22 protein-coding genes and 1 riboswitch are annotated in these 26942 nt (G+C 46.7%); of the genes, 16 read left to right on the top strand and 6 right to left on the bottom strand.

All coding sequences use genetic code 11. The annotated features are described in order from the left end of the window. The first annotated feature begins 117 nt into the window (after positions 1 to 117). The 4 genes from Q0V21_RS11055 to Q0V21_RS11040 all read left to right on the top strand — a co-directional run bounded on the left by Q0V21_RS11055 (position 118) and on the right by Q0V21_RS11040 (position 4936). Entirely contained in the window at positions 118 to 1158 is a 1041-nt protein-coding gene (locus Q0V21_RS11055) for an ABC transporter ATP-binding protein (protein ID WP_079344265.1), read from the top strand. Further along, positions 1151 to 2665, top strand: coding sequence for an osmoprotectant update ABC transporter permease/substrate-binding subunit OpuFB (opuFB, locus tag Q0V21_RS11050; protein ID WP_079344266.1), 1515 nt, complete (start codon positions 1151 to 1153; stop codon positions 2663 to 2665). The genes Q0V21_RS11055 and opuFB overlap by 8 nt, the downstream gene beginning before the upstream one ends. 54 nt (positions 2666 to 2719) lie before the next feature. Further along, the gene (locus Q0V21_RS11045) at positions 2720 to 4066 is read left to right on the top strand and encodes a dihydrolipoyl dehydrogenase family protein (protein ID WP_079344267.1); all 1347 of its coding nucleotides are present in this window, start codon (positions 2720 to 2722) and stop codon (positions 4064 to 4066) included. A 261-nt stretch (positions 4067 to 4327) separates the two neighbouring features. Further along, a complete protein-coding gene (locus Q0V21_RS11040; RefSeq protein ID WP_053782107.1) occupies positions 4328 to 4936 on the top strand; it encodes a DUF1349 domain-containing protein in 609 nt (202 codons plus the stop codon). Positions 4937 to 5133: 197 nt separating this feature from the next. On the opposite strand, the gene Q0V21_RS11035 is transcribed toward Q0V21_RS11040, so the two are convergent. Then, entirely contained in the window at positions 5134 to 5607 is a 474-nt protein-coding gene (locus Q0V21_RS11035) for an SET domain-containing protein (RefSeq protein WP_301879542.1), read from the bottom strand. Positions 5608 to 5852: 245 nt separating this feature from the next. Here Q0V21_RS11035 and Q0V21_RS11030 point away from each other — a divergent pair, with 245 nt between their 5' ends. After that, a complete protein-coding gene (locus Q0V21_RS11030; RefSeq protein ID WP_301878890.1) occupies positions 5853 to 7409 on the top strand; it encodes an ABC-F family ATP-binding cassette domain-containing protein in 1557 nt (518 codons plus the stop codon). A gap of 85 nt (positions 7410 to 7494) precedes the next feature. On the opposite strand, the gene Q0V21_RS11025 is transcribed toward Q0V21_RS11030, so the two are convergent. Then, positions 7495 to 8055 carry an NAD(P)H oxidoreductase gene (locus Q0V21_RS11025; protein WP_301878889.1) on the bottom strand — a complete coding sequence of 187 codons (561 nt, stop codon included), beginning with the start codon at positions 8053 to 8055 and terminating at the stop codon, positions 7495 to 7497. Between the two features lie 185 nt (positions 8056 to 8240). On the opposite strand from Q0V21_RS11025, the gene Q0V21_RS11020 reads away from it, so the two are divergent. The 4 genes from Q0V21_RS11020 to Q0V21_RS11005 all read left to right on the top strand — a co-directional run bounded on the left by Q0V21_RS11020 (position 8241) and on the right by Q0V21_RS11005 (position 13390). After that, on the top strand, positions 8241 to 8630 hold the full coding sequence (locus Q0V21_RS11020) for a winged helix-turn-helix transcriptional regulator (protein WP_024633829.1): 390 nt from the start codon (positions 8241 to 8243) through the stop codon (positions 8628 to 8630). 215 nt (positions 8631 to 8845) lie between these two features. Continuing rightward, positions 8846 to 10687 carry an assimilatory sulfite reductase (NADPH) flavoprotein subunit gene (locus Q0V21_RS11015; RefSeq protein ID WP_301879541.1) on the top strand — a complete coding sequence of 614 codons (1842 nt, stop codon included), beginning with the start codon at positions 8846 to 8848 and terminating at the stop codon, positions 10685 to 10687. A 54-nt stretch (positions 10688 to 10741) separates the two neighbouring features. Beyond that, on the top strand, positions 10742 to 12463 hold the full coding sequence (cysI, locus tag Q0V21_RS11010) for an assimilatory sulfite reductase (NADPH) hemoprotein subunit (protein ID WP_301878887.1): 1722 nt from the start codon (positions 10742 to 10744) through the stop codon (positions 12461 to 12463). A 210-nt stretch (positions 12464 to 12673) separates the two neighbouring features. After that, on the top strand, positions 12674 to 13390 hold the full coding sequence (locus Q0V21_RS11005) for a YebC/PmpR family DNA-binding transcriptional regulator (protein ID WP_024633833.1): 717 nt from the start codon (positions 12674 to 12676) through the stop codon (positions 13388 to 13390). A gap of 90 nt (positions 13391 to 13480) precedes the next feature. Here the strand turns inward: Q0V21_RS11005 and Q0V21_RS11000 are convergent, their stop codons facing one another. From Q0V21_RS11000 to Q0V21_RS10985, 4 genes are all read right to left on the bottom strand, one after another. After that, positions 13481 to 13969: a DMT family transporter gene (locus Q0V21_RS11000; protein ID WP_483312369.1), complete on the bottom strand. Its 489-nt coding sequence runs from the start codon at positions 13967 to 13969 to the stop codon at positions 13481 to 13483. 15 nt (positions 13970 to 13984) lie between these two features. Next, entirely contained in the window at positions 13985 to 14683 is a 699-nt protein-coding gene (locus tag Q0V21_RS10995) for a Crp/Fnr family transcriptional regulator (RefSeq protein ID WP_301878886.1), read from the bottom strand. Positions 14684 to 14719: 36 nt separating this feature from the next. Further along, positions 14720 to 15145, bottom strand: coding sequence for a DMT family transporter (locus Q0V21_RS10990; RefSeq protein WP_079344274.1), 426 nt, complete (start codon positions 15143 to 15145; stop codon positions 14720 to 14722). Between the two features lie 168 nt (positions 15146 to 15313). Continuing rightward, entirely contained in the window at positions 15314 to 16111 is a 798-nt protein-coding gene (locus Q0V21_RS10985) for a Nif3-like dinuclear metal center hexameric protein (RefSeq protein ID WP_079344275.1), read from the bottom strand. Between the two features lie 225 nt (positions 16112 to 16336). Here Q0V21_RS10985 and Q0V21_RS10980 point away from each other — a divergent pair, with 225 nt between their 5' ends. The 7 genes from Q0V21_RS10980 (at position 16337) to Q0V21_RS10950 (ending at position 26872) form a co-directional block, all read left to right on the top strand. Beyond that, positions 16337 to 16942: a biliverdin-producing heme oxygenase gene (locus tag Q0V21_RS10980; RefSeq protein WP_079344276.1), complete on the top strand. Its 606-nt coding sequence runs from the start codon at positions 16337 to 16339 to the stop codon at positions 16940 to 16942. A gap of 78 nt (positions 16943 to 17020) precedes the next feature. Continuing rightward, complete coding sequence (locus tag Q0V21_RS10975) at positions 17021 to 19528, top strand: diguanylate cyclase domain-containing protein (protein ID WP_301878884.1); 2508 nt, start codon at positions 17021 to 17023, stop codon at positions 19526 to 19528. Between the two features lie 213 nt (positions 19529 to 19741). Next, a complete protein-coding gene (locus tag Q0V21_RS10970) occupies positions 19742 to 21391 on the top strand; it encodes a TerB N-terminal domain-containing protein (RefSeq protein WP_079344277.1) in 1650 nt (549 codons plus the stop codon). Between the two features lie 7 nt (positions 21392 to 21398). Then, a complete protein-coding gene (locus tag Q0V21_RS10965) occupies positions 21399 to 22739 on the top strand; it encodes an ATP-binding protein (RefSeq protein ID WP_079344278.1) in 1341 nt (446 codons plus the stop codon). Next, a complete protein-coding gene (locus Q0V21_RS10960) occupies positions 22736 to 24949 on the top strand; it encodes a DEAD/DEAH box helicase (protein ID WP_301878882.1) in 2214 nt (737 codons plus the stop codon). The genes Q0V21_RS10965 and Q0V21_RS10960 overlap by 4 nt, the downstream gene beginning before the upstream one ends. A 120-nt stretch (positions 24950 to 25069) precedes the next feature. Next, positions 25070 to 25180: riboswitch (purine riboswitch) on the top strand. A 106-nt stretch (positions 25181 to 25286) separates the two neighbouring features. Continuing rightward, positions 25287 to 26240, top strand: a complete 954-nt coding sequence (locus tag Q0V21_RS10955; protein ID WP_301878880.1) for an EamA family transporter — start codon at positions 25287 to 25289, stop codon at positions 26238 to 26240. A gap of 206 nt (positions 26241 to 26446) precedes the next feature. After that, the gene (locus tag Q0V21_RS10950) at positions 26447 to 26872 is read left to right on the top strand and encodes a cupredoxin domain-containing protein (RefSeq protein WP_024633844.1); all 426 of its coding nucleotides are present in this window, start codon (positions 26447 to 26449) and stop codon (positions 26870 to 26872) included. Positions 26873 to 26942 lie beyond the last annotated feature (70 nt).

Raw genomic sequence — 26942 nt, 5'->3', positions numbered from 1 at the left:
GTACATAACCGATTTCTATAGAAACAACAATGCCTCAGTCCAGCACGGTGATTATATGTCTATAATTTTGGGGAAATAGATGAGAATGAATGTTTCATAAAGGAGAGAAGTGAACGGATGATTCAGTTCGAAAATGTATCCAAGCAATACCCTGATGGAACCCATGCTCTGCGTCAGGTGAATCTCAACATTAATAAGGGAGAGCTGTTCGTCATGATTGGTCCGAGCGGTTGTGGCAAAACCACGATGCTCAAAATGATCAATCGCCTAATCGACCGGACAGATGGAACCGTGCGGATTAACGGACGACCCATCGATGAATATAACATTCATGAATTGCGCTGGAATATCGGATATGTGCTGCAACAGATTGCATTGTTCCCACATATGACGATTGCCGAAAATATTGCGGTTGTTCCTGAACTGAGAAAGTGGAAATCAGAGCAAATCAAGGAGCGCGTACATACTTTGCTGGACATGGTTGGACTGAAAGGAACCACATACAGTGATCGCAAGCCTGCTGAGCTATCTGGTGGACAACAGCAGAGAATCGGTGTATTGCGCGCACTCGCTGCCGATCCCGAAATTGTATTGATGGATGAACCGTTCAGTGCACTCGACCCGATAAGCCGCGAGAAATTACAGGATGATATTCTGGATATTCAACGTCAGATGAAGAAGACGATTGTATTTGTTACTCATGATATTCAGGAAGCGATGAAGCTGGGGGATCGCATCTGTATCATGAAGGATGGGCAAGTGTTGCAGGTGGGTACCCCGGAAGAACTGATCCAGCAGCCGGTCAATGAATTTGTACGTGACTTTGTTGGCAGTCCTGGTCCGGATAGGAGTTCACAGCCTGTATCTGGTGGGGACACGATGTATGAATTGCAAAAGGCTTCCGGAGAACAAGAACGACTAACTTCGTTATTTGATCTTGAAACAATCATGTCACCACTCGCACCCGGGCATGTACCTAAGTCAGTCAAAACGGCTGTTCCCGTATCGATTACACTGCCGGATTTTGTGGAGATCATGGCTTCCCATGATCATTTGCTGGTCGAGAAAGACCACCAGATTATAGGCCAGGTCAGTCGAGCCGATCTGATCCGGTATTGGTCCGGTCAGCTGCAGGAACGGGGTGAAGGACATGAGTAAATTTACGGAGGTGTTTAGCGAGCGCAAAGGACAATTGCTGTCTGCTCTCCTTGAGCATATTCAGATCTCATTTATCGCGTTGTTCTTTGCCGTTCTGATCGCTATTCCGCTCGGCATTTATCTAACACGGAAACCGAGAGTGGCTGAGCCGATAATTGGGGTTACGGCAGTACTGCAAACGATCCCGTCCCTGGCGCTTCTCGGATTGCTCATCCCGTTATTTGGCATCGGTACACTTCCTGCGATCATTGCCCTAGTGGTGTATGCATTGCTTCCGGTACTGCGCAATACATACACTGGCATATCCGAAGTCGATCCTTCCATGGTCGAGGCAGCGAATGCCATGGGCATGAACAGTCGTCAACGTCTGACCAAAGTGGAGCTGCCACTCGCGATGCCTGTTATTATGGCAGGCATTCGTACTGCCATGGTTCTGATTGTAGGTACAGCAACGCTTGCTGCCCTAATTGGTGCGGGTGGCCTGGGTAAATTGATTTTGCTCGGCATTGACCGAAACGACACTGCATTGATTATTTTGGGAGCCATCCCGGCCGCATTGCTTGCGATTTTGTTTGATGTGCTGCTGCGTCAGTTCCAGCGCCTATCGTTCAGGAAAACGATGATTACTCTCGGAACTCTTGCTCTGGTGGCCGTTTTGGTGATCACGATTCCCTGGCTCTCCCGTGGAGGGCAAAAGGATCTCGTTATTGCTGGCAAGCTGGGTGCAGAACCGGAGATTCTCATTAATATGTACAAATTGCTGATTGATAAAGATACCGATCTGAAGGTTGAATTGAAACCCGGATTGGGGAAAACCACATTTCTGTTCAATGCCCTGAAATCAGGTGATATTGATATTTATCCGGAATTCACGGGTACCGCCATTTCGGAATTTATGAAAGAAACCGCAGTCAGCACCGATCGCAAAGAAGTGTATGAACAGGCAAAGGACGGGATGCTGAGCCAATTCAATATGGTTCTTCTCAACCCGATGGATTACAACAATACGTATACGTTGGCTGTGCCTCAAAAGGTTGCGGATCAGTATAATCTGAAGACCATCTCGGACCTCAAGTCGGTACAGCAGCAGATTAAGGCAGGCTTTACACTGGAATTCTCAGATCGGGAAGACGGATATGTTGGCATTCAGAAGAAGTATGGCATCCAATTTCCGAACGTAGCAACTATGGAGCCGAAACTGCGATATGCGGCCGTTCAGCGTGGGGACATCAATTTGCTGGATGCTTACTCCACAGACAGTGAACTGAGACAGTATAAACTCGTTGTGCTGGAGGATGATCAGGAATTGTTCCCGCCATATCAGGGAGCACCGATGCTCCGCAAAGAAACGGCAGACCAATACCCGCAGCTGGTGGAGGTACTGAACCAACTTGCAGGTCGTATCACGGACGATGAGATGCGTCAAATGAATTACGAAGTAAACGTTAATGGAGCAAGTCCACAACAAGTGGCAACGGATTATCTGCAAAAGGCAGGATTATTATAGTTTGATATTCATGCGTTTGTATTTCACGGTTACACATGAAGAGGAGGAGCCAACATGACACAACAACCTTATGATTTGATCGCGATTGGAACCGGGAGTGCCGCAAGTTCTGTGATTAGCCGCTGCGCCGAAGCTGGGTGGAAAATTGCCGTAATTGATGAACGAAAGTTTGGTGGAACCTGTGCATTACGGGGCTGTGATCCCAAAAAAGTACTTGCAGGAGCAGCTGAACTTATCGACTGGAATGAACGAATGAAGGGCAAAGGAGTGGAAGGTAACGCCTCTATTCGGTGGTCGGAGCTGATGGCGTTCAAGCGAACATTTACCGAGAGTGTTCCGAGAGCCAGTGAGGATAAGTTCAAACAGGCCGGGATGGATACGTTCCACGGCAAGGCTTCTTTCGTCGACGAAGATCACATTCGTGTAGGAGACGAAGTCCTGCAGGGAAAACATATTTTAATCGCAACAGGTGCGCGTCCAGCCCCACTTCCTATTGATGGTGCAGAGCATCTGATATACAGTGATGATTTTCTTGATTTGGAACAGCTGCCGGATAAATTGGTTCTGGTGGGTGGCGGTTACATTGCTTTTGAATTTGCACATATTGCGGCCAGAGCTGGCACGGAAGTCCATATTATCCATCGAGGCGAAGAGCCGCTGAAACAGTTTGATTCCGAACTGGTGCACCTTCTGCTGAAAAAATCCGAAGAAGTAGGCATCCACGTGCACTTGAATGCGGAAGTGAAGGCGATTCGTCAGCAGGGCAACACGTATGTGGTTAGCGGAACCCGTAATGGGGCGGATCATCAATGGCAATGTGGACTTGTTGTCCATGGAGCCGGACGCATTCCGAATATAGAGGGGCTTGAACTGGAGAAGGGCAATGTCAGCTATACGAAAAAAGGTATTATCGTTAATGAGTATTTGCAAAGTGAAAGCAACTCAAGAGTCTTTGCAGCTGGTGATGTGTCCGCCACGGAAGGACTTCCACTAACGCCGCTTGCAGGCCAGGAATCACGCGCGGTATCCTTGAATCTGCTTGAAGGCAATCATCATAAACCCAATTATAAAGTGATGCCCTCGATTGTATTTACCGTGCCATCCCTGGGTTCTGTAGGCCTCGATGTCGAGCAGGCCAAGAAAGAGGGCTACGAGGTGAAGGTAAATGACATGTCGAAATGGTATACTTATAAACGTACGAATGAAAAATTTTCCATGGCCAAAGTTATTACTGATAAGGCAACGGGGCGTATCCTGGGTGCCCATGTATTGGGTGGCAAAACAGAAGAACTGATTAACCTGTTCGCGATGGCGATTCAGTTTGATTTGACGACCGATCAGTTAAACACCATGAATTTTGCATATCCTACAGCCGCATCGGACTTGGGCTCTTTAATTTAGATGAACTCACGTGTTGTAATTTGTGTCTATATAAAGTAGAAAGAAGACTACAGGAAACGGAAAGTGCTGAACCAATCTGAAGAAGCGGAGCGTTCGCCTTTATCCCCGGATTTTTCCATTTAAAAATGGATCAAAAAAATCTGGGGATAACAGCGATCGGAAGATGGTTCTGCAATTGAAGTGTCAGAGTGTCATAGACTTCAGTTCATTTTATATGGTAACGAAGATACAAGACGTGAAAGTGGAAGGAAGGGGAGAATCATGTCAGCTAATTTTCATCGGATTCATGATGCCGAGTGGACAACCGAACCGGCTCAGGCACGAACGGAAGGTGACCGTCTGATTGTGGAGGCACAGGAGGGCAGTGACTTCTGGGAGAAAACCTTTTATGGTTTCTGTCATCAGAATGGACATGCCATGCTTGCGCCATGGGATGGAACCAAGGCAGTTGAAGTCTCATTTGATCTGAGTTCATTCACGGAATTATATGATCAGGCCGGATTGATGCTTTGGCACGGCCAGGACCAATGGATCAAGGCGGGGGTTGAAGTAAACGATGGCGTGGCTCATGTAGGAGCTGTCGTAACGGATCGATTTTCCGATTGGTCGCTCTCACCTGTGCCAGAGTGGGGTGGGCGTATCGTTACCATTCGGGCTTCATATCATGACGAAGCGGTGGTCATTCGCGCCCGTACGGACGAGCATCCTTGGCGTACGATTCGGGTAGCGAGGTTTGCCTATCCGACGAACAAGCAGGCCGGACCGTTTCTCTGTTCTCCGAAGCGTGCCGGGTTCGAAGTTGCGTTTACAAAGTGGAAAATGACTGAACCGGATCAGGATCTGCACACCGACCCTCCCATTGCTGATTAAGATTGGTTCGATGTTGGGAAATGTGGTGAAAACGCAATAAATTAAACAAGCCAGTCTTCCTTGGTGGAGGACTGGCTTGTTTAGTTTGCCTTAGACAACGACATAGCCGCTGTATCAAAGCTACAACGGATGAGGGCGCAGATTATTAAAGTCTTGTTCACATAGTTGCCCTACTGCTGTAGTTTATCATCAAGATCTTATTTGCTTGAGTCCGTGTCCTGGGACGCAGAATCAATGTCATCAGCATCCTCTTCACCATCACTTGCTTCGTTCAACTCACGCATACGTTCTTCGTAATCATCTAGAAACCATAATGGGTCCATGTTATCTTCCTCGCCATTATAATTGATCAGTACTTCTTCACCGGCTTTGATATCTGTATAGGCATAGAAGTCAAAGGTATGGTTTTCGAAGTTGATATCATAGGTGGCATTGGGTTGATAGGAATGGTTGATCAGACTGCCATAACCCAACAGGATAGCCGTATGGTTGGCTCCGTATTCAAATACGTAATCTTCGAGAATTGTTTTCTCCACATGCTCGTGGTCTTCATTGGGATAAGGGACAACCGGAGCCTGATGGATCAGCTGGCCTTTTGGAATGTCTACGGTCGCAAATACGCCGCGGTTAAATTCCCCATCACCCAATTTGGATTGTTTCACTTCAATCATCATGTTCACCTGATGCTCTCCAAGAGAGCTCCATTCTTATAGTAGTAAGTCGTTTAAGGAAAAATTTTAACCCATCCATACATATAAGGCAAATGCCATCGGTTTCAGTTTGAGTGGATCGAGAGTCGAAATGCAGGACATTTCATTGAAAAATGGTGCTAAATTTACAATATGGCGTTGAGTTGTGCATGATATAACGATTATAATATACAAAGAATTAAGTCTATATAGAAAAGGTGTCATGAATGAGCATATTAAATGTCGAAAAATTAAGTCACGGTTTTGGTGACCGTGCTATCTTTAACAACGTTTCTTTCCGCCTGCTGAAAGGCGAACACATTGGACTGATCGGGGCCAATGGTGAGGGTAAATCGACCTTCATGAACATTATTACAGGTAAACTCCAGCCGGATGAAGGCAAAGTGGAGTGGTCCAAACGCATGCGTGTCGGATATTTGGATCAGCACGCCGTGCTGAACAAAGGACAATCCATTCGTGATGTACTTCGTGGTGCGTTCCAGTATTTGTTCGACATGGAGCAGGAAATGAATGATATGTATGGCAAAATGGGCGATGTAACTCCTGAGGAACTGGAGCAGCTGCTTGAGGACGTAGGTACGATTCAGGATACGCTGACCAATCAGGATTTTTACATGATCGATGCCAAAGTGGACGAGACAGCACGCGGTCTGGGTCTGACCGATATCGGTCTGGACAAGGACGTTAATGACCTTAGTGGTGGACAGCGGACGAAAGTACTGCTCGCCAAGCTGCTGCTTGAAAAACCGGATATTTTGCTCCTGGATGAGCCTACGAACTATCTGGATGAATTGCATATCGAATGGCTGAAACGCTATTTGCAGGAATATGAGAATGCCTTTATTCTGATCTCGCATGATATCCCGTTCCTGAACAGTGTAATTAACTTGATCTATCACATGGAAAATCAGGATCTCACGCGTTATGTGGGCGATTATGATCACTTCCAAGAGGTTCACGAGATGAGAAAACAACAACTGGAGTCGGCGTATAAGCGCCAACAACAGGAAATTGCGGATCTCAAGGACTTTGTGGCCCGGAACAAGGCCAGTGTGGCTACGCGCAACATGGCGATGTCCAGACAGAAGAAGCTGGACAAGATGGATGTCATCGAAATTGCCAAGGAAAAACCGAAACCACAATTCAATTTCCGTGATGCCAGAACGTCCGGCAAACTCATTTTCGAAACGAAGGGCCTTGTCATTGGTTACAATGAGCCGTTATCGAGACCACTGGACCTGCGTATGGAGCGTGGACAGAAGATCGCCCTCGTTGGTGCGAACGGTATCGGTAAAACAACCCTGATGCGCAGCATTCTGGGTGAGATTCAAGCACTGGAAGGAACCGTTCAGCGTGGTGAACACCTCGAGATTGGGTATTTCCAACAAGAGATGAAGGAAGCGAATTACAATACCTGTATCGAAGAAATCTGGCAGGAGTTCCCTTCTTACACTCAATTTGAAGTGCGTGCTGCACTCGCAAAATGCGGACTGACTACCGAGCATATTGAGAGCAAGGTTGCGGTTCTGAGTGGTGGCGAGAAAGCCAAAGTGCGTCTCTGCAAACTGATCAATAATGAAACGAACCTGCTTGTACTCGATGAGCCGACGAACCATCTGGACGTTGACGCCAAGGAAGAATTGAAACGTGCGCTCAAAGCATACAAAGGCAGCATTCTGCTGATCTCTCACGAACCTGAATTCTATCGCGATGTGGTTACGGAGACATGGAATTGTGAGTCGTGGACAACGAAGGTGTTCTAATTTCAAAGCCATCACTGGATGAAATATGAACCAGCATAAGACAGCGCCATGGTTAAATGGACGCTGTCTTTTTGCATTGCAACGGTTATTGGTAATGTCTGCCGAGTTGATACGCTTGCTCCAGCAAGCCTTCAATATGTTCTTTGGATTCCGATAACGTCTCGTAGAGGAATTCTACCTGTGACTCCTGTAATTTGGCATAGCCAGCGATCCCGTTATTCAAATAATTCGTGATCATGTTGTAATAATCGTATTTATGGAATGAAGCCTCCGTACCTCCAGCTAGAGCAATCCAGAGTACCTTTTTGGAGTTAACCCTGTTCAGCAGTCCCATGTTCCATACCTTGTCCAGATAGGCTTTGAGCATGGATGGGACGTTGTACCACCATATCGGAAAAACAAATACAATGGCATCAGCCGCAAGCACGCGATCCAGCTCTTTGCGAATCACAGGGGCATGCTGCTTGTCGGGATTTTGCCAATCTCGCTCATCTTCTACACTGTATAAAGGATCAAATCCATCACGATACAGATCGAGAATATCAATTTCGTGGTGATTCTCCTTCATACCTTCTATAAAACGATTCATCACGGCAAATGTTAGGGAATCCTGTCTTGGGTGAGTAACGACCAGTTTGACTTTCATGTAGGAGTAACCATCCTTTTTTTCTTCATTTTTGGTTTAACGTTCTGACCAATGTTATTATAAGGTTCATGACATCTTATTGAGAAGTACGCACCTTCGAGTGCTGTAGAAACCTTGAGGTTCTTCGGTTACTAATAATAAGGTAATAAGGGATATACATATATGTGATTTAAGGGGGATTACGAATGGAACATGAACTGAAAAAATATGAAAGCGGAGTGCAGGCGATGCTGGAACTGGTCGGTGGAAAGTGGAGGATTCTAATTCTGTATCAGTTGATATCAGGTAAAAAACGAACAAGCGAACTTCGCAGAGCCATTCCCGGCATTACTCAAAAGGTCCTTACCCAGCAGCTGCGTGATCTTGAAAAGAATGAAATTATCCACCGGATCATTCATCCCCAGATTCCGCCCAAGGTAGAGTATGAGCTGACAGAGTATGGCCTTACTCTGCAGAATATCATCGACCGCATCTGTCTGTGGGGAGAGAATCATCTGGACAGAGTATATGGAGATAAAAGCAAAGTGCTGGAGAATCATTTTAGCGAATATATTCCGCATAACCCTTCTACCTAAGCTTGCGGCCAAATGAATATTAAAAACAACAACCGTCCTGAATTGAAAAGGAGGGTATTTGTTGTTTAATTGTCCTTTATCAGCGAAACTGATAAATGCTATAAAATCATCGAAATTGACCCTTACCACCGGGTATGGTAGGTTCAAGAGAGTAGAAATTAATATGATCATTTTAGTAGGAATTAAAATTGAAGCAATGCGCGAGGTGGCAAATGGTGGAACTTCAAGTGACAAACAGCCCTTTTAATCAGGAACAGGTTGAGCTGCTCAATCGCCTTATTCCTACATTGAACGATGGACAGAAAACATGGTTAAGCGGATATCTGACAGCCATTCAGGGAACTGCAGCTTTAACTGCTGGTGTTGCACAAGTGCAACAGCCCGTAACTTCAGCAGGTATAACTACTCCTGCAAATACACCAGCGGTGTCCAGAGAAGTCACGGTACTCTTTGGATCACAAACGGGGAACTCCAGCGGACTCTCCAAGAAACTGGTGAAAAAGCTGGAAGAGCAGGGGCTTCAGGTGACCCTGTCGGCAATGGGAGATTTTAAACCGAACGGACTGAAAAAAATAGAGAATCTCCTCATTATTGTCAGCACACATGGAGAAGGCGAACCGCCGGATAATGCGATACCATTGCATGAATTCCTGCATAGCAAACGAGCTCCGAAGCTCGAAGGATTGCGTTACTCCGTATTGGCGCTGGGAGATACTTCGTATGAGTTCTTCTGCCAGACAGGAAAAGATTTTGACCATCGTTTGCAGGAGCTAGGCGGAACAGCGCTTGTACCACGTGTGGACTGTGATGTTGATTTTGATGAAGCAGCAGCGGAGTGGATGAATGCTGTACTTGCTTCACTCAGTAGCTCATCGGATGCTGCAGGTACGATAACCAGTGAAGCGGTTGTAGCTGCAGTAAGCAGCGGGGAATCGGAATTCAATCGCACGAATCCATTTAAAGCAGAAGTGCTTGAAAATCTCAATCTGAACGGAAGAGGATCGGACCGGGAGACCCGTCACATTGAACTGTCCCTGGAAGGTTCCAATCTGGAGTATGAACCGGGTGACAGCCTGGGTGTATTCCCTGAAAATCATCCACGCTTAGTCGATGAGCTGATTGCGGCCATGGAATGGAATGCGGATGAGCGCGTTACGGTGAATAAAGCTGGAGACCAGGTATCGGTACGTGAAGCATTGCTGCGTTATTTTGAAATTACAGCGGTAACCAAACCGGTTGTTGAACAGCTCGCGAAGCTGAATCCGGGAAGCGGGTTGCCCGCTCTGCTCGCAGATGATTCGGAATTTCGCAAGGTGATGAACAGCTGTGACTTGCTCGATCTGGTACATGACTATGGGCTTAAAGGTATTCCGGCTGCATCATTTGTAGCGGTGCTTCGTAAAATCCCGGCACGTCTATATTCGATCGCCAGCAGTTCGAAGTCTTTCCCGGATGAAGTTCATCTGACCGTTCGCACAGTACGTTATGATTCACGTGGCAGAGAGCGCTACGGTGTATGCTCTGTTCATCTGGCTGAACGAACCGAAATCGGTGATACATTGCCTGTCTTTATTCAGCAAAATCCTAACTTCAAACTGCCGGAGAACCCGGATGCTCCAATCATTATGATTGGGCCAGGTACAGGTGTTGCTCCGTTCAGATCGTTCCTTGGAGAACGTGAAGAGACGGGTGCAGGAGGCAAGACATGGCTATTCTACGGGGATCAGCATTTCTCCACCGACTTCCTGTACCAGACCGAATGGCAGCGCTGGCTTAAGGACGGCGTTCTTACGAAGATGGATGTGGCTTTTTCCCGTGATGCGGAAGAGAAAGTATATGTACAGCATCGGATGCTTGAACACAGCAAAGAGCTGTATCAGTGGCTGCAGGAAGGTGCAAGTGTATATATCTGTGGCGACGAGAAAAGAATGGCACATGATGTTCATGCTGCACTCGCAACAATTCTTGAACAAGAGGGTGGTTTAACACCCGAACAGGCAGCAGAATACTTGACACGGTTGCAACAGGAAAAACGTTATCAGCGGGATGTGTATTAATTTCAGAGTATATGCCAGATAAGGCATTCCGTAGATACGAGAGGAGAAAGCAGCATGGCTTATAATAACTTACTTAACCCGCAGCGCACGAACAGCGATGTGGAAGATATAAAGATCAAAAGTAACTACTTGCGCGGAAGCCTGACTGAAACACTGGCGGATCGAATCAGTGGAGCAATTCCCGAGGACGATAACCGCCTGATGAAACATCACGGAAGTTATATGCAAGATGACCGTGACTTGCGTAATGAGCGGAATAAATCCAAACTGGAGCCTGCTTACCAATTCATGCTGCGTGTGCGTGCTTCCGGAGGGGTTGTTACACCCGAACAATGGCTGATGATGGATCGTGTTGCTCATAAATACGCGAATGAGACGATTCGTCTGACGACACGCCAGTCATTTCAACTGCATGGTGTTCTCAAATGGGACCTCAAAAATACCATTCGTGAAGTGAATGATTCGTTGCTCAGCACCCTTGCTGCGTGTGGCGATGTCAATCGGAACGTGATGTGCAACCCGAATCCGAATCAATCGGATATTCATGCTGAAGTATATGAATGGGCATGCCAGGTGAGCAATCATCTTGACCCGCGTACCCGTGCTTATCACGAGCTGTGGCTGGATGGGGAGAAAATTATTGATTCACAGGATTCGGATGAAGAAGTGGAACCGATTTATGGCAAAGTGTATTTGCCGCGTAAGTTCAAAATCGGAATTGCCGTTCCTCCATCCAATGATGTCGATGTATTTTCACAGGATCTCGGCTTTATCGCGATTGTGGAGAACGGCAAGCTGCAAGGCTTTAACGTTTCAGTCGGCGGTGGTATGGGCATGTCTCACGGTGATCCGAAGACTTATCCTCAGGTGTCCAAAGTCATTGGTTTCTGTACACCAGAGCAAATGATTGATGTCGCGGAGAAGACGGTTATGATTCAGCGGGATTATGGGGATCGTGCAGTACGTAAACATGCCCGGTTCAAATATACAATCGATGACCGCGGCCTGGCCTGGTTCGTGGAGGAATTGACCAGTCGTCTCGGCTGGAAGCTGGATGCGGCGCGCGAGTTCCATTTTGATCATAATGGAGATCGTTATGGCTGGGTGAAAGGCAGCAATGGCAGATGGCATTACACCTTGTTCATTCAGAATGGACGAGTGAAGGATGTGGACGGTTATCCGCTCATGACGGGTCTGCGTGAAATTGCCAAGGTTCATACTGGAGATTTCCGTCTGACAGCTAACCAAAACCTGATTATTGGTAATGTTAGCAGCCAGAAGAAGAAAAAGATTGAAGCGCTGATTCAGCAATACAATCTGACCGACGGCGCTCATTACTCAGCGCTCCGGAGAAGTTCTATGGCTTGTGTGGCGCTTCCGACTTGTGGTCTTGCCATGGCAGAATCCGAACGTTATCTGCCTTCCCTGATCGACAAGCTGGAGCCTGTACTGGACGAAGCGGGACTGAGAGACGAAGAGATTGTCATTCGTATGACGGGTTGCCCGAACGGCTGCGCGAGACCAATGCTGGCTGAGATTTCGTTCATCGGCAAAGCTCCGGGGAAATACAATATGTATCTTGGCGGAAGTTTTACAGGGCATCGCTTGAACAAATTGTACAAAGAAAATATTGGCGAAACCGAAATTTTGGAAACATTGACTCCAATGGTGAATCAATATGCCAGAGAGCGCAATGATGGTGAGCATTTTGGAGATTTCGTCATTCGTGCCGGCTATGTGCCTGAAGTGCTGGATGGTCAGCAATTTCATGCTTAATTAGTTGAATTCGTGAAGAGAAGCATTCCTTATGGAATTGCTTCTTTGGCGTTTTTGGGTCGTTTTCTTTTGGGATTTCTAAACGGGGCAAGGTGAAATTGACTTGCCCTTTACCATTATTTCGTGAGTCTAAACTTGTTGAAGTACGCTCAACAAGATATAATGACTAGGTAGAAAGCAGATTATATGTTGAAAGTGAGCGGAAACGATATGGGTCGTAAGTGGAATAATATTAAAGAAAAAAAAGCTTCAAAAGATGCAAATACAAGCCGGGTCTATGCCAAATTCGGCGTTGAGATTTATGTAGCTGCCAAGAAGGGCGAACCGGACCCGGAAGCGAACCGCGCACTGAAAGTCGTGCTGGAACGTGCCAAGACGTACAACGTACCCAAAGCCATTATTGATCGCGCCATGGAAAAGGCAAAAGGTAGCGGGGACGAGAATTATGAAGAATTGCGTTATGAAGGATTCGGGCCTAATGGTGCCATGGTCATCGTTGATGCCCTCACCAATAATGTGAATCGTACTGCACCGGAAGTGCGCTCCGCATTTAACAAAAACGCGGGTAATATGGGTGTGAGTGGTTCAGTTGCTTATATGTTTGATCCTACCGCGGTAATCGGGGTTGAAGGCAAAACTTCAGAAGAAGTGCTTGAGCTCTTGCTTGAAGCAGATGTGGATGTACGTGATATTGTGGACGAAGATGAATCGGTTATCGTCTACGCTGAGCCAGACCAATTCCACGCTGTACAGGAAGCATTCAAAGCGGCGGGCGTTACCGAGTTCACCGTAGCCGAGCTGACGATGCTGGCGCAAAACCATATTGAACTTCCAGAGGACGCACAAGCCCAGTTCGAGAAGCTGATCGATGCGCTTGAGGACCTTGAAGATGTGCAGCAGGTGTACCATAACGTAGAGTTTGTTTAATGTGAATTAACGATACTTGCTCGTATCAATTGCCAAAAAGAGTGTCTGGCCAATCAACGGGATTGGACAGACACTCTTTTTATTGTTTTTCTAGGAGTCGGATTGCAACGCACTAGCAGATTTTTTCAATTTTGCAGACTTGCTGCCGCCAAACTTGAACAACAAGATACCGCCTACGATGACCAGAACCCCGAGAAGCTGGTTCCACGAGAATGGAATTTGCTCCAGTCCAAGCCAACCCATGGAATCAAACAGCAGGGCGAAACTTAACTGGGAGGTGAGTACGATAGAGATGGCAAAGGTAGGACCGAGCAGCTTCATTCCCTGTACGAGACAGAAGACCACCCCAACACCGATGGCTCCGCTAAGCCAATACCAGGGCTGCATGTGCTGGAAGCTGAACGTATTTTTCCCCTCCACCACCAAAGAAATCAGAAACGATGCAATAAACCCGGTGAAAAGCACCATCGTTGTTGTGGACCACGAGCCGGTACGTTCATTTACTTTACTATTAAAGATGGTCTGCAGACTGACAAGAGAGCCTGCCAGTAACGCTAGCAAAATACCTGTAATAATCATAGGATATAGATCTCCTTATTCATAGATGTTATGACCCGCCACTTCTGCCAGACCCGCTCGATCTTTGACCATAATAAATCCCTGATCCCGGATAATTAATCCATCCGCACATAGTTTCTGAATCACCCGATTCAAATGCCGATAACTCGTGCCGATGAGATTTGCGATATCTGTCAAATTGAAAGCGTCCAGTTCTTCGTGGACAACAGCCCCCGCTTCTTCTGTAGAGATCGAGAGCAAATAACTGGCTAATCGAACCTCAACCGGATACATCAGGTTGAAGTTGGAGAAGTTCGAATCAATATAAAACTTGTGAGAAATAATTTTGAGCAGAAATTTCAACAGGGGTGCGTAATCGCTGGCTAGTTCAGCCAACCATTGATAATGAATACGCAGCATCACGACAGGTGAGACCGCCTGTACGGTGTTCACGATGTCGCTCTCCCGAATGTACTCGACATCACCAACGACTTCAAGTGGTGTTTTGAAACAAAGAACGAGTGTTTTATCCTGTGGTGAGGTCGTGAAGATTTTGATTTTCCCCTCGACCAGCACGTATAAATATTCGGAAGTTTCGCCTTCACGGCAGATCAATTCGCACTTCTCGAAATGGCATAACGTCATATGCGTACGCAGGGGCTCGTGAAATACCGATTCGAGTTGATACTGCTTCAAATAGTGCAATAATTGATGCTCATTCTGGTATTCTTCCATAATGTATTTCACCCCCGACTATATACTCGACACCAGTTACAGTTTCATAATAATGACGCCCGTTACCATTAATGCTATACCCAGAAATTGCGGTAGTTTCATTTTTTGCTTCACGACGCCGAACCATCCGTTACTGTCGACCAGAAAGGTCAGGAACAGCTGTGCAATCAACAGGGCTGAGATCGTAAAGGTTACTCCGATTTGCTGGATTGCCGTGACTTCGCTGAAAATAATCACTGCCCCAAATGCGCCCCCCGCCAGGTACATGGGCTTCACTTGCTTCAATCCTTGCAGGTTGATGTCACGTACGAATACCAGGATCAGAGCCGCCAGTATGAACCCGGTGAGCTGTGTAATGGTTGCGGCTTGCCACGTGCCTATGTCCGTACTGATTCGGGTATTCGCGACCCCTTGCAGGGTGATACATGCACCGCCTAATAGTGCGAAAATAATTCCTCTCATGGTTGTACTCTCCTTGTCGCGTCATTACTTCTTCGATTTCTATTAAATGATATATCCACTCGAAAAGCCAAGGACAAATGTCCTCAGCTCAGAAGTTATAGCATTTAGAGTACAACAAAGGCTCCGCAAAATCCACACAGAATCCTGTTTAGAACATTATTATGACAATCAAAGTACTTGATATACCGGTTGCTCACCTATAAAATGAACAGCCAATTCTGGGAAAGCCGCAGCCAATCTATCAGACAGAAGCTTCATTCCCGAAGCCTCACTCTCGGCATGGCCGATCATAAGAAGAGCCTTTTGTTTTCCTTGCTGCACGGCATCACGTATGTACTCCGGTGTCTCCCATTCGAATCCTTCACCTGCAATAATGAGATCAAGATCTTCCTGCCCAAGCAGAGGAATGGTCAGATTGCCGTTCCCTCGAAAACCTACAAGCACCGCTGCGCGTCTGCATGCCATCTTTGGATCACCAGCTAGGCGTACATATTCGATCCCAAGCGAACGTTTAATATGTTCCGCAATAAGCTGAACTGTCATACCTTCCGGAAAAGATAGAAGGTCGACTTCCGGTTTACGCTGAACCACATAAGAGGACCATCCTAATGCCTGAACCAATCCTTCCGTAATGCCATCCGGTTGAAAACGGTGAATTGCATCATGGCAGCGATAGATTGCAATTCCGCCGTTCTCGATTAGCTTTCTCTTGGTTTCATAAACTGGATCATCAGCCAGCCAATCGGTATGACTATGATGGTTATAGAAGGGAGGTTCATGAGCAATAATCAGATTAGCCCCACGCTGTATGGCATGCTCAATCACATGTTGTGTAGGCATAAAGGTAAGGAAAACACCTGTGACCAATTGGTCGGGCGAGCCCATAATCAGTTGATCCACGGTGTTTTCCGGTAGTTTAACTTTGGCAGTGAGATGGTTTATAACATGTTGAATGGTTATACTCATATGGATCATTCCTCCAATGACAGGTATGCAAACAGTGTATCATTTTGAGGGATGAACAGCATTATCTACCTGATTCATATAGTTTTCTCTCACAAGAGAAAGTATACTTACATAGAGTCTTTATCTAGATTAAATGAAGTATCCATTCAAACCTACACTGAACATTTAGTTAAGTATACGTTTTAATTCTGATGAAGAGATCCGATATAGAAGGGCGATGATTACATGACAGCCAGTACGATTATGGAACGTCTGAAGAGTGAGACAGCTCATTATCACAGACAAGTGGAACAGAACGATTATGCCAAGGCTATTATGAATCAAACCGTTAGCTTGGAAGATTACAAGACATATCTGGAGAAATTCTACGGGTTCCTGAAACCATTGGAAGATCAGGCTGTACAGCAGCCTTTCTGGGAAAGTACGGGACTGGATTTCGAGATTAGAGGAAAAGCGAATTTACTTGAAAATGACCTGCGGAATCTGGGCGCCAGTGAAGAAGAAATCAGCCAGATTTCTTTATGTAAGGATCTTCCGGATATCTCGACTCCAGCAAGGTTGTTTGGCTATCTATACGTCATTGAAGGATCTACGAACGGAGGTCAGATCATGACGAAGCGCTTGTCACAGTTCCTGCCGATTGAAGCAGATCGGGGGCTGGAATATTTTAATGCCTATGGTACGGAAACCAGAACGAGATGGGCAGAGTTCACGGAGCTGCTGCGTCAATCCATCACAGCGGAAGAAGATCATGATATTATGGTGCACACGGCTTCGGAAACGTTCCGATTACTCGATCAATGGATTAATACAAATACAGATCATTTATAAGTTGAAATAAGAGTTATCACATCATGAGAGGGGATTTTTCAGGCTATGCCCGAATCGAAATCCAGGAAAGAAAATAATATGCTTAACCGTACATTGCTCAATCAGGGTACGTACACCAATGATCCAATTGATTTAAACAATTGCGACAAAGAACCCATTCATATCCCCGGCTTCATTCAACCTCATGGTGTGCTCTTGGCTGTGACCACCAACAATATCCCGACGATTGTACAATGCAGCCAAAATACAGAAGAACATCTCGGTCTTACTGTGCAGGAAGTGATTGGTCTGCCACTCGAGCATCTGATTGGCAAGGATAATATCAAACAGGTGCTGGCATGCAACTTCAGTGCCTCTGTAACATCAGACCTGCAATATATGGATCTCACGATAAACGTATCTGGAAAGGCTCAGGTCTTCACTTCTGTCATTCATGAAAGTGAAGGCTTGTTGATTCTGGAGCTGGAGCCTTCTTATGAAAAAGGGAACATGGAAGGTAATGATTTTGAGTGGATTTCCAGATTCTTCAGCCGCATCAAAAGTACGGACAATCGGGTGGAAGCGAGTCAGATTGCAGCAGAGCAGGTGAAAGACATGCTCGGCTATGACCGGGTCATGATCTATGAATTTGACGAACAATGGAATGGGAAGGTCATCGCAGAAGCACGCGAGGAAGAGCTCGAACCGTTTCTCGGACACCATTACCCCGCGTCTGATATTCCCAAACAGGCACGCGAGTTGTACCTTCGCAATTGGTTGCGCACCATTGTGAACGTGAATTATCAGCCTGTGGAGATTGTTCCCTTGCTGCAACCTTTGACGGGTAAACCGCTCAATCTGAGCTTGTCAGTTCTGCGCAGTGTATCCCCGCTGCATATTGAGTATTTGCAAAACATGGGGGTAGGCGCAACCGTAACCATTTCCCTGATTCATGACAATCAACTGTGGGGCCTGATTACATGTCATCATAATTCAGCCAGATATATACCTCATCGTGTTCGGAACTTGTGTAACTTCCTGGGCTCCTTCTTCTCAAGTGAATTGTTTCAACGTCAGCAGTTAGATGACTATCAGGCTGAGATCAGGTCACGTGAAGCAGCTACCCAAGTTGCAAATATCTTTATTGGCAATACAAGTCCAGCGAGAATTATTGAAGAGCTGCAGGGTGAAGAGCAGACCTTACTGAGCCTGATGGATGCTTCGGGAGCTGCGATCTGCTATCAGGACAAGTTGTTGTTATATGGCGATACGCCAGCAAGAGAGCAGGTGCGGGAACTGGCGGCATGGTTGGCAGGCAAGTCGGAAGATTACAGTTATCACACCTCCAAACTGAGTCTGGAGTATGATCCTGCTAAAGCTTACAAGGAAAAAGCATCAGGTATTGTGTATGTTGCCATATCCCCTGGGCAGCATCACTATATCATCTGGTTCCGTCCTGAAGTGGTTCAGCTTGTAGATTGGGCAGGGGATCCGGCCAAAGCAGTGATCAAAACCGATGATGGGATGCGTTTGTCTCCCCGGAAATCCTTCGAAAAATGGAGAGAGGTCGTTCAGTCTACTTCTTACCCGTGGACAACGAAGGAACTGAATGTGCTGCCATTGCTCAAAAGCATTGTGCGCCGTCAAACGGAGAACCAGCTGGCTCAGGCGGAGGAGCAATCTTTACAGAATGCACGTGTTTTGCGGCAAAATGAGCAGCGTTACTTGCAGTTGATGGAGTTTTCCCCGGTGGCCTTTTTTACGTTGACGGATGGATTCATTATTTATTGCAATAACAGGGCAGCTGAACTGCTTGGCTATGAAAACTCCAAAAATCTCATCGGCAAGGAATTTAGAGGGTTTGTGCCTGACAAGACAAGAACGATTTTGCAGCAAAATCTGGAGGAACTGAAGCTCAATAATACTCGTTTGTTTACCAACAAGGCGTACTTCACCACAGCAACGGGCACATCTTTGCTGCTTGAGATTACGCTGGCTTCTGTTACGCATGCAGGCAAACCTTCAGTGATGGTCCTTCTGAACAGTGGAACCTCCCATCATGATCAGGATCATTATACGGAGACAACCAGTCAGCTCCAGACCTATCTCAACACAGATTCGTTAACAGACATGCCGCTTCAGACGATATTCAAATCCCGGCTTCAGGATGATTGGGATGAATGTTTGCAGGAGAAATGCAGTTTGGGTCTATTTATTATCGATATCGATGATTTCCGTTCATATAATGCATCTTATGGACTTCAAGGCGGCGATCTGTGCCTGCAATGGATAGGAGATGTACTTACGGTTGTTAGTGAACAAAATAATGCCGTCATTTCACGTCTTGGGGGAGGAACCTTCATGTTGAAACTGAAGAGTGCGACATCAGAACGTTCAGTGGAGCTTGCCGAAGAAATTAGACAACATGTGCTTGCACTTCAAATTCAGAGGGATCTGTCCAGTCCAAGTGAAGTAGTCACTGTTAGCGTAGGCGGTTCGGTAATGGTTCCCGAAGAGACGCTGATGATGTCGGATCTAATTGAAAAAGCCAGTCAGGCCCTTGCTCAAGCCAAGAGTGGCGGGAAAAATCGGGCTATCGTGGTTTGACACGAAGTTGTACCAGGTCTTGCTGTAAAGAATACAGGTAAATGGTAAAGAGGGAAGGGATTTAAACTGGATATCAGTTTGAATTTCTTTCTTTTTTTCTGCTCAAAAGGAAAGTATTATTTTCATCACCGCAGGCACAGGACAAGTGTTATAATGTTCAATATGGATACACTTGTTCGCATTCACACGTAGAGGACGGTGAAACGGAATTCAATGAAAGAGGATTCAAGACAACTGGAATTTATGGAGATAGATCTGAGTGAAGAGCCCATCACAGCGGCAGTCCCGGTTCCTGATCGTTCAACGATTGTCTGTGCTGATTTTGATATAAGATTGCCTGGCGGCATATTGTCTTCGGAGAAAAGGTTTGTCGAGGAAGCAAGGCAACTCATGGAAGTGATAGGCGAGCAGGCTCCCTGGATTCCATTCATGAGTTATTGGCCGACCTATGGTGTAATGAACGAACCTCAGCGAAAGTGGTATATGTATTGGAGGACGGAAGTCCGGCAAGGACGTTTCCCTGATACGGATCTGTCCTATCTGTTTGTTCATATTTATGAACTGATTAACGGAATTGGTTGGCAGGAACCCCAGGAAGGTTACGACCAATTAAAACAGCTATGGATGAACTATCGTGAACGGCTCCCGCAGTTGGATGTATACATGCAGGAGTGGATCATTGATTATGGCTTGGTACACGAGTTGAACATGTCAATATCCGAGATGGTGGAGCTTTCGAGCGGGTATTTGCCACCGGAGATTCTCGACATGGAATTGACGCGGCTGTTAAACGGCAATGTATCAGATATCTCATTGAAGCTGTTACAGAGATACTATGACTATGACATTACGCTCAGCAAATTTTACAGGGATGGCGGCAAGCAAGTTCTGGAACAATACATTCCCCGAGTTATGGCTTTGGTGGATAGCTATCTGCTGCGTACACGCAAGGCAGGTATACTGGATCAGTTTCAGCTGAATCGTGAAAAGACTATGGAACGCACGTTGTTTCGAAAAGCCGTATATGACGACTCGATTTATGGAAAATCGGTTCGAATGTCATATGTTCCAATTGGAGAGCATGCAGATTTTATCCAGTTTGTAACCCGGGTTTTTCGATGCACGGAAAATAAATGCCGTGAACTGCTCGGTTTCAGAGGGCGGCTCCGCGGAAAGACCCTTGAACCTGAGCTTGCGGACGTGATTGAACGTTACCTGGACAAGGTCTTTGCCATCGAGCAAATGCCAGAAGTAGAGCAACCGATAGTCCGAATTGACACAGAGAAACTTGCTTCGCTGCAGCAGGAAAGCGAATATGTGCGGAGAGCACTCATGATTGAGGAAGAGCATGTGACTGAAGATAGGGATGCATACCATGCGACCGAAGTGAGTAACAGATCTGATGGGTTAGAAATCTTGGCAGAGATTGAACAGAATACGGGCAGTAGAGGCCCTATGGTCATTCAGAACTCAGTTGATAAAGCTGAAGGAGAAGATGCTAAGCGATCTAACCAGCTGGAGGCTGACGTTGAGAAGACAATTAATTCTGACCGAAGACAAGGAAGCGGAGATTCGGAGTCATTAACCCTTCAATGGGAAGAAACCGTTTCAGCTAATCTGGATGAAGAATGGAAAGTATTCTCGGAGCAGCTTTCTCCAAGTCATGTAAGGACAATTCATGCCCTGCTTGGAGATAATCCGGATACGGAGCTGATGCAAGTGGCAGAGCAATACGGTACGATGCCTGCACTTCTGTTGGATGAAATTAATGATATAGCCATGGAAACGATTGGTGACCTTTTGATTGAAGGCGATCGGATGGTATCGGATTATATGAATGTGTTTGAACATGTGAAGAGGTGATTGGGCAGTGGCAGAACTTAAAATACCAAAGCGGCTGACTACCGCACTAGTGAATTCGTTGACAGCGGGCGTTGTGCCACGAATCGGACTGGAGCAGATTGCTGTTGGCCGGAAGTCTGAAGTGGACGCGATCTTGCGGGATATGGACAATATTGCAGAAGGTGGGGCAGCCTTTAAGCTGATTACTGGAAGGTACGGGAGCGGGAAAAGCTTTCTGTTGCAGATGATTCGTAACTATGCGATGGACCGGGAATTTGTTGTGGCTGACGCCGACTTGTCACCTGAGCGCAGACTGGTGGGAACCAAAGGTCAGGGGCTTGCAACATACCGTGAGCTGATGACTCGCCTGTCCACTCGTACACGCCCGGATGGCGGTGCACTGGAATCAATGTTGCAGAAGTGGATCGCAGGTCTTCAGCAGCAAGCGATGCAGAGCCAGGGCTTACGCCCGGATGATCCCGCACTTCCCGCTGAAGTGGAGAAGCAGATCTATGCGGTGACGAACGAAATGCAGAATTTGGTACATGGATTCGATTTTGCCAAGGTGCTGGCTTCGTACTGGAACGGGTATAAATTGGCGGATGATGACCGCAAACAGGCGGCACTTCGTTGGTTAAGAGGGGAATTTTCGACGAAGACAGAAGCAAAAAAAGAGCTGGCTGTCGGCGTCATCATTGACGATGATAACTGGTATGACTACTTCAAATTGTGGTCCGAATTTACGGCACGGATCGGATATAAAGGACTACTGCTGTTCATTGATGAAGCGGTGAATCTGTACAAAATTACAAACAGCATTTCCCGGCAAAGCAACTATGAGAAGCTGCTTACCATGTTCAATGATACGATGCAGGGCAAAGCAGAACACCTTGGCATTTTTGTAGGCGGCACACCACAATTTGTGGAGGATGAACGGCGAGGACTTTTCAGTTACGAAGCACTTCGCTCCAGACTCATTGATGGCCGCTATGCAGCAAGGGAATATGCGAATTATACCGGACCGATCCTGAAACTTTCGATGTTGTCCCATGAAGAGATTTTGATACTGCTGCAGAAGCTGCGTCAGATTCATGCCCTGCATTTTGGATACGATGCAAGTCTGACGGATGAGGATTTAGTTGATTTTATGCAAATAGCTGTGAACCGACTCGGTGCGGATGAGCTACTGACCACACGTGAAGTGGTACGGGACTTTATGGATGTGCTGCATACGCTCCATCAGAATCCCGAAGTAACCTATACTCAATTGCTTGGAGAGCGAGCCAAACCACCGGAAGCGGGAAAAGCAACAGATTCTTCAGCATCTGGCGATGATCTGGATGATTTTCTGGCGGAGTTTGAATTATGAGTGAGAACCCTTTCTATCGACTGGCTCCTTTTGTACAGGAATTTATTTATAAAAAAAGATGGGAATCGCTTCGGCCTGCCCAGATTGAAGCTTGTAATATTTGCTTTCACACTCCGCATCACATGCTGATTGCGGCAGGCACAGCCTCCGGCAAGACGGAGGCGGCTTTTTTTCCTGCGCTGACCGAGCTGCATGAACGGCCCTCCAAATCCGTGGGCATCTTGTACATTGGGCCGCTTAAGGCACTGATTAATGACCAATTCGAGCGACTAAAGGACTTGTTGTCCGAGGGGAATATTCCGGTATGGCACTGGCATGGGGATGTGCCTCAGGCAGAGAAAACGCGTCTTATGCGAAGTCCCTCTGGTGTGCTTCAGATTACCCCTGAATCGCTGGAAGGTTTGCTGATGAATCGTCCCAATGCCATTCCAGCACTATTTCATGATCTGCGGTATGTCATTATTGACGAGGTTCATGCTTTCATGGGGGCGGATCGAGGCATTCAGGTATTGAGTGAACTGGCCCGAATTGAGCGCATGGCAGGATGTAAACCGCGAAGAGTGGGACTGTCTGCGACACTGAGTGATTATGATGCAGCTACAGCCTGGCTTGCTGCCGGAACAGGGCAGGGTGTCGATGTGGTCGCTTCTCCCGGTGGTCGCAAGCTGCGTCTGCGGGTAGAGCATTTTTCGTTTCCTGATGCGCGGGATGAAGAACAGGCGGAACATCTGCATAATGCACGTAAAGTCTATTACGACTTTATCTATGAAAGTACACATCGTAAAAAAGCTTTAATTTTCACCAACAGCCGGACGGATGCCGAAGTTACCATACTTGAGATGCGGCGTGTGGCCGCACGGAGACAGGAGCGGGATGTATTCCATGTTCATCATGGAAGCATCTCCGCCATGCTGAGAGAAGAGACCGAGGCTGCCTTGCGAACTGGTTCAGGGCCAGCAGTAGCTGCGGCTACTGTAACACTGGAATTGGGTATCGACTTGGGTGAACTGGAGCGGGTTGTGCAGCTTGGCGCGCCTTATAGTGCATCAAGCTTTGTTCAGCGTCTTGGACGATCAGGCAGGCGTGGGGATATGGCTTCCGAGATGCTATTTGTATGTCCGGAAGAAGAGGATGAGGAAGCTCAATTGCCTGCTCGTATGCCATGGACACTGATGCGGGCCATTGCTGTTATTGAATTGTATGTAAAGACCAAATGGGTTGAACCGCTTGAAGCCCGTAAAATGCCGATGGGTGTACTCTATCATCAGACGATGAGCATGCTGAAAAGCATGGGGGAGGCTGAGCCGAAAGAATTGGCTGAAGCCATGCTTTCGCTCGCACCATTCGTGCACATTCGTGCAGAGCAATATCAGCTTTTTCTAAATTATCTGATTGAGACTGATCATCTGCAGTGGACGGAAGATCGGACATTAATTATCGGGCTTACGGGTGAGAAAACCGTGAATAACTATCGCTTTTACGCGGTGTTCAAAGATGATGAAGAGCACAAAGTGCTGAACGGTTCCGAAGAGATAGGTTCCATAACAACCGTGCCACCCCCAGGTTATTGCTTCTCGCTTGCAGGCAAACTGTGGAAAGTGGAAGAGGTGGACCACAAGCATAAATCCGTGTATGTGAAGGCGGCCAAAGGCAAGGTGGATACGCTGTGGCTTGGTGCGGGTGGAGACATTCATACGACGGTCGTCCAGAAAATGCGTGAAGTACTGTCAGACACGGTGATATATCCCTATCTTTCCCCTCAAGCGGTAAATCGCTTGGAACGTGCTAGGCGACTTGCACGTGAAAGTGGATTACTGAAACAGGTGGTCATCCCAGCCGGTGGAGATTCCCTGTATGTATTGCCATGGGTGGGAAGCAAGTCTTTCCGCACACTGGAGCGTTTAATGAAGCACAACTTGTCTGACAAGCTTGCCTTGCGTTCTGTTGTACCGATGGAGCCTTATTATTTTGTCGTGTCAGGCAAGGTGGATGGTCGCACACTTTTGGCCGAGATCATGAGCGAATGTCGAACGGCCGAAGACGCATCTGCGTTGCTTTCAGAAGACGAAGCACCGTATCTTGGTAAATATGATGAATTCGTGGCTCCTCCTTTGATCCGAGAGGCTTTTTCAGTGGATGGATTGGATTTAAATGGACTCAAAGAAGGATTGCAGCAAACGTTAACATGGGATTCTTCATCTGCGAAATGACGTAATTACGCAATTCATTTACTTTGAATTTGAATTAGAAAAATTTAAATTGTGAATCAGGGTTGACACCCCCTCACCTGCCATGTAATATATGAAAAGTCGTCACATACGAATCGCAAATAACAAATGCATATTTCATCTCGTATAACCTCGCAGGCCGAAAGTGTACACAGGGCGAGGGTCTCTACAGGAAGCCTATACTTCCTAACTACGATGCCAGGGAATCATTGTATCCCTTGCTCGTAGTTAGGATTTTTTGCATTTGTTTGGAGTCTGTGACCTTGGCATGGATCAAACATGCGGACGCATTTTTCGATCATCAGGAGGTTTATCTAACATGAAATATTATCTGTCCGTTCTCGCAGGAGCGATGAGCTATGGCATATTATCCACTATTGTGGTTCTGGCTTACGGCGAAGGGTACAAACTCGGAGAGGTTGTGGGTACACAGCTGATCACGGGCTTCATTCTGTCCTGGATGCTGGCATTATACTCGAAGTTTAGAATGAAACGGAAATCACAGGCAGATGGAAAACCAACAGCAGCTGTGGCAAAAGCGTTACAGAAATTAACGTGGAAGCAGCGTTTAATATTAATGGCTGCAGGCACCCCGACGGTCATTACCGGCCTTGTCTATTATCAGTCTTTGCGGTACATTCCTGCATCTCTGGCCATTATTCTTTTGTTTCAATTCACTTGGATTAGCGTATTGATTCAGGCCATTAGCAAACGTCAGCGTCCTGACAAAGTAACCTTCTTGACGTTGATTATTCTGTTTGGCGGAACATTGCTGGCAGCAGGTTTCCTGGAACAGGGACTCGGGGAGTTTAACGGCTTGGGCATAGCGCTTGGGTTGATGGCGGCTGTAAGTTACTCGTTGTTTGTACTGTTTAGTGGTAAAGCGGTTCCATCGGCACATCCGGCTTTTCGCAGTGCCTGGATGGTCACCGGGGGTCTGGTCTTGCTGTGTATCCTGTTCCCGCCGACGTTCCTGTTTAACGGCTTAATTTGGAGCCAGCTGCTTGTTTTCGGATTGTTGCTTGGATTCTTCGGAGCTTTTATCCCGCCAGTACTGTTCGCAGTAGGTGTCCCTCATATTGGAGGGGACATGGCCGGCATTCTTGGTGCGGTTGAACTCCCAATCGCGGTGCTGCTCTCATCCATCGTGCTGCACGAGCATGTGAGCCCATTGCAATGGATCGGGGTTATCGTGGTGCTGATTGGTGTAGCGCTGCCAGAGATCTATAAGTTACGGATGAGACGAAGTCGAAATACACCTCTATATTCCTGAGTGGGGAATAAGATAGAGTTATAAAGATCATAGCTGTAGCTGAAAGAGTAAGAGCCTGAATAACGCAGGCTCTTTTTATATGATTACATTTAACTCAGTGACGCCCAGTCAATATGGCCCATGTGAGTCATTTTCATTTTTAACCGGATGGGGTATGCTGAAGAAGAGTTGCAATAGAATGGGAACATAGAAAGAGGAGCGTTGAGATGAAAAGCTGGATTAGCAAAACCTGGCCTTGGCTTACGCTGGGAATTACGGTAGTTGTACTGCTGGGATCTTTTATGGTGTATTTTATGGGCAAGGACATGTCACCCGGTTCAGGAAGTGCCGTAACGGCCAAAGCCGAGACGCCGGAGGATTTGAAGGGATATGAAGTTATTGATGTTAACGTAAGTAATGACGGTTTTGAACCAGATGTTATTGAAGTTAAATCCGGGGTCCCCACCAAAATCAATTTTATTCTTACCCGGCAAGTTACACACGTCAAATCAGTAGCGGCTGACAAGCTCGGTATGGATCTTTATATGCAAAAAGGAAACAACTACTATACTGTAGACAAGGATGTCCAACCTGGTGAATATGAAATTCACTGCGGTATGTACATGATCTATGGAACGATCAAGGTCATATAATGGTGAGGAGCAAAGATTCGTTAATTGAATCTTTGCTCCTCTTTGATGTGCGTGATATCATGGACTAGTG

This window comes from Paenibacillus sp. 11B (genome assembly GCF_030487755.1).
GTDB lineage: Bacteria > Bacillota > Bacilli > Paenibacillales > Paenibacillaceae > Paenibacillus > Paenibacillus vandeheii.
The sequence above is the reverse complement of the archived record's forward strand: the minus strand, read 5'-3'. Positions and strand labels throughout refer to the sequence as shown.

Excerpts from the sequence above, each read along its gene's own strand:
- Q0V21_RS11055 (WP_079344265.1), top strand. The coding sequence starts at position 118 with ATGATTCAGTTCGAAAATGTATCCAAGCAATACCCTGATGGAACCCAT.
- opuFB (WP_079344266.1), top strand. The coding sequence starts at position 1,151 with ATGAGTAAATTTACGGAGGTGTTTAGCGAGCGCAAAGGACAATTGCTG.
- Q0V21_RS11045 (WP_079344267.1), top strand. The coding sequence starts at position 2,720 with ATGACACAACAACCTTATGATTTGATCGCGATTGGAACCGGGAGTGCC.
- Q0V21_RS11040 (WP_053782107.1), top strand. The coding sequence starts at position 4,328 with ATGTCAGCTAATTTTCATCGGATTCATGATGCCGAGTGGACAACCGAA.
- Q0V21_RS11035 (WP_301879542.1), bottom strand. The coding sequence starts at position 5,607 with ATGATTGAAGTGAAACAATCCAAATTGGGTGATGGGGAATTTAACCGC.
- Q0V21_RS11030 (WP_301878890.1), top strand. The coding sequence starts at position 5,853 with ATGAGCATATTAAATGTCGAAAAATTAAGTCACGGTTTTGGTGACCGT.
- Q0V21_RS11025 (WP_301878889.1), bottom strand. The coding sequence starts at position 8,055 with ATGAAAGTCAAACTGGTCGTTACTCACCCAAGACAGGATTCCCTAACA.
- Q0V21_RS11020 (WP_024633829.1), top strand. The coding sequence starts at position 8,241 with ATGGAACATGAACTGAAAAAATATGAAAGCGGAGTGCAGGCGATGCTG.
- cysI (WP_301878887.1), top strand. The coding sequence starts at position 10,742 with ATGGCTTATAATAACTTACTTAACCCGCAGCGCACGAACAGCGATGTG.
- Q0V21_RS11005 (WP_024633833.1), top strand. The coding sequence starts at position 12,674 with ATGGGTCGTAAGTGGAATAATATTAAAGAAAAAAAAGCTTCAAAAGAT.
- Q0V21_RS11000 (WP_483312369.1), bottom strand. The coding sequence starts at position 13,969 with ATGATTATTACAGGTATTTTGCTAGCGTTACTGGCAGGCTCTCTTGTC.
- Q0V21_RS10995 (WP_301878886.1), bottom strand. The coding sequence starts at position 14,683 with ATGGAAGAATACCAGAATGAGCATCAATTATTGCACTATTTGAAGCAG.
- Q0V21_RS10990 (WP_079344274.1), bottom strand. The coding sequence starts at position 15,145 with ATGAGAGGAATTATTTTCGCACTATTAGGCGGTGCATGTATCACCCTG.
- Q0V21_RS10985 (WP_079344275.1), bottom strand. The coding sequence starts at position 16,111 with ATGAGTATAACCATTCAACATGTTATAAACCATCTCACTGCCAAAGTT.
- Q0V21_RS10980 (WP_079344276.1), top strand. The coding sequence starts at position 16,337 with ATGACAGCCAGTACGATTATGGAACGTCTGAAGAGTGAGACAGCTCAT.
- Q0V21_RS10975 (WP_301878884.1), top strand. The coding sequence starts at position 17,021 with ATGCTTAACCGTACATTGCTCAATCAGGGTACGTACACCAATGATCCA.
- Q0V21_RS10970 (WP_079344277.1), top strand. The coding sequence starts at position 19,742 with ATGAAAGAGGATTCAAGACAACTGGAATTTATGGAGATAGATCTGAGT.
- Q0V21_RS10960 (WP_301878882.1), top strand. The coding sequence starts at position 22,736 with ATGAGTGAGAACCCTTTCTATCGACTGGCTCCTTTTGTACAGGAATTT.
- Q0V21_RS10955 (WP_301878880.1), top strand. The coding sequence starts at position 25,287 with ATGAAATATTATCTGTCCGTTCTCGCAGGAGCGATGAGCTATGGCATA.
- Q0V21_RS10950 (WP_024633844.1), top strand. The coding sequence starts at position 26,447 with ATGAAAAGCTGGATTAGCAAAACCTGGCCTTGGCTTACGCTGGGAATT.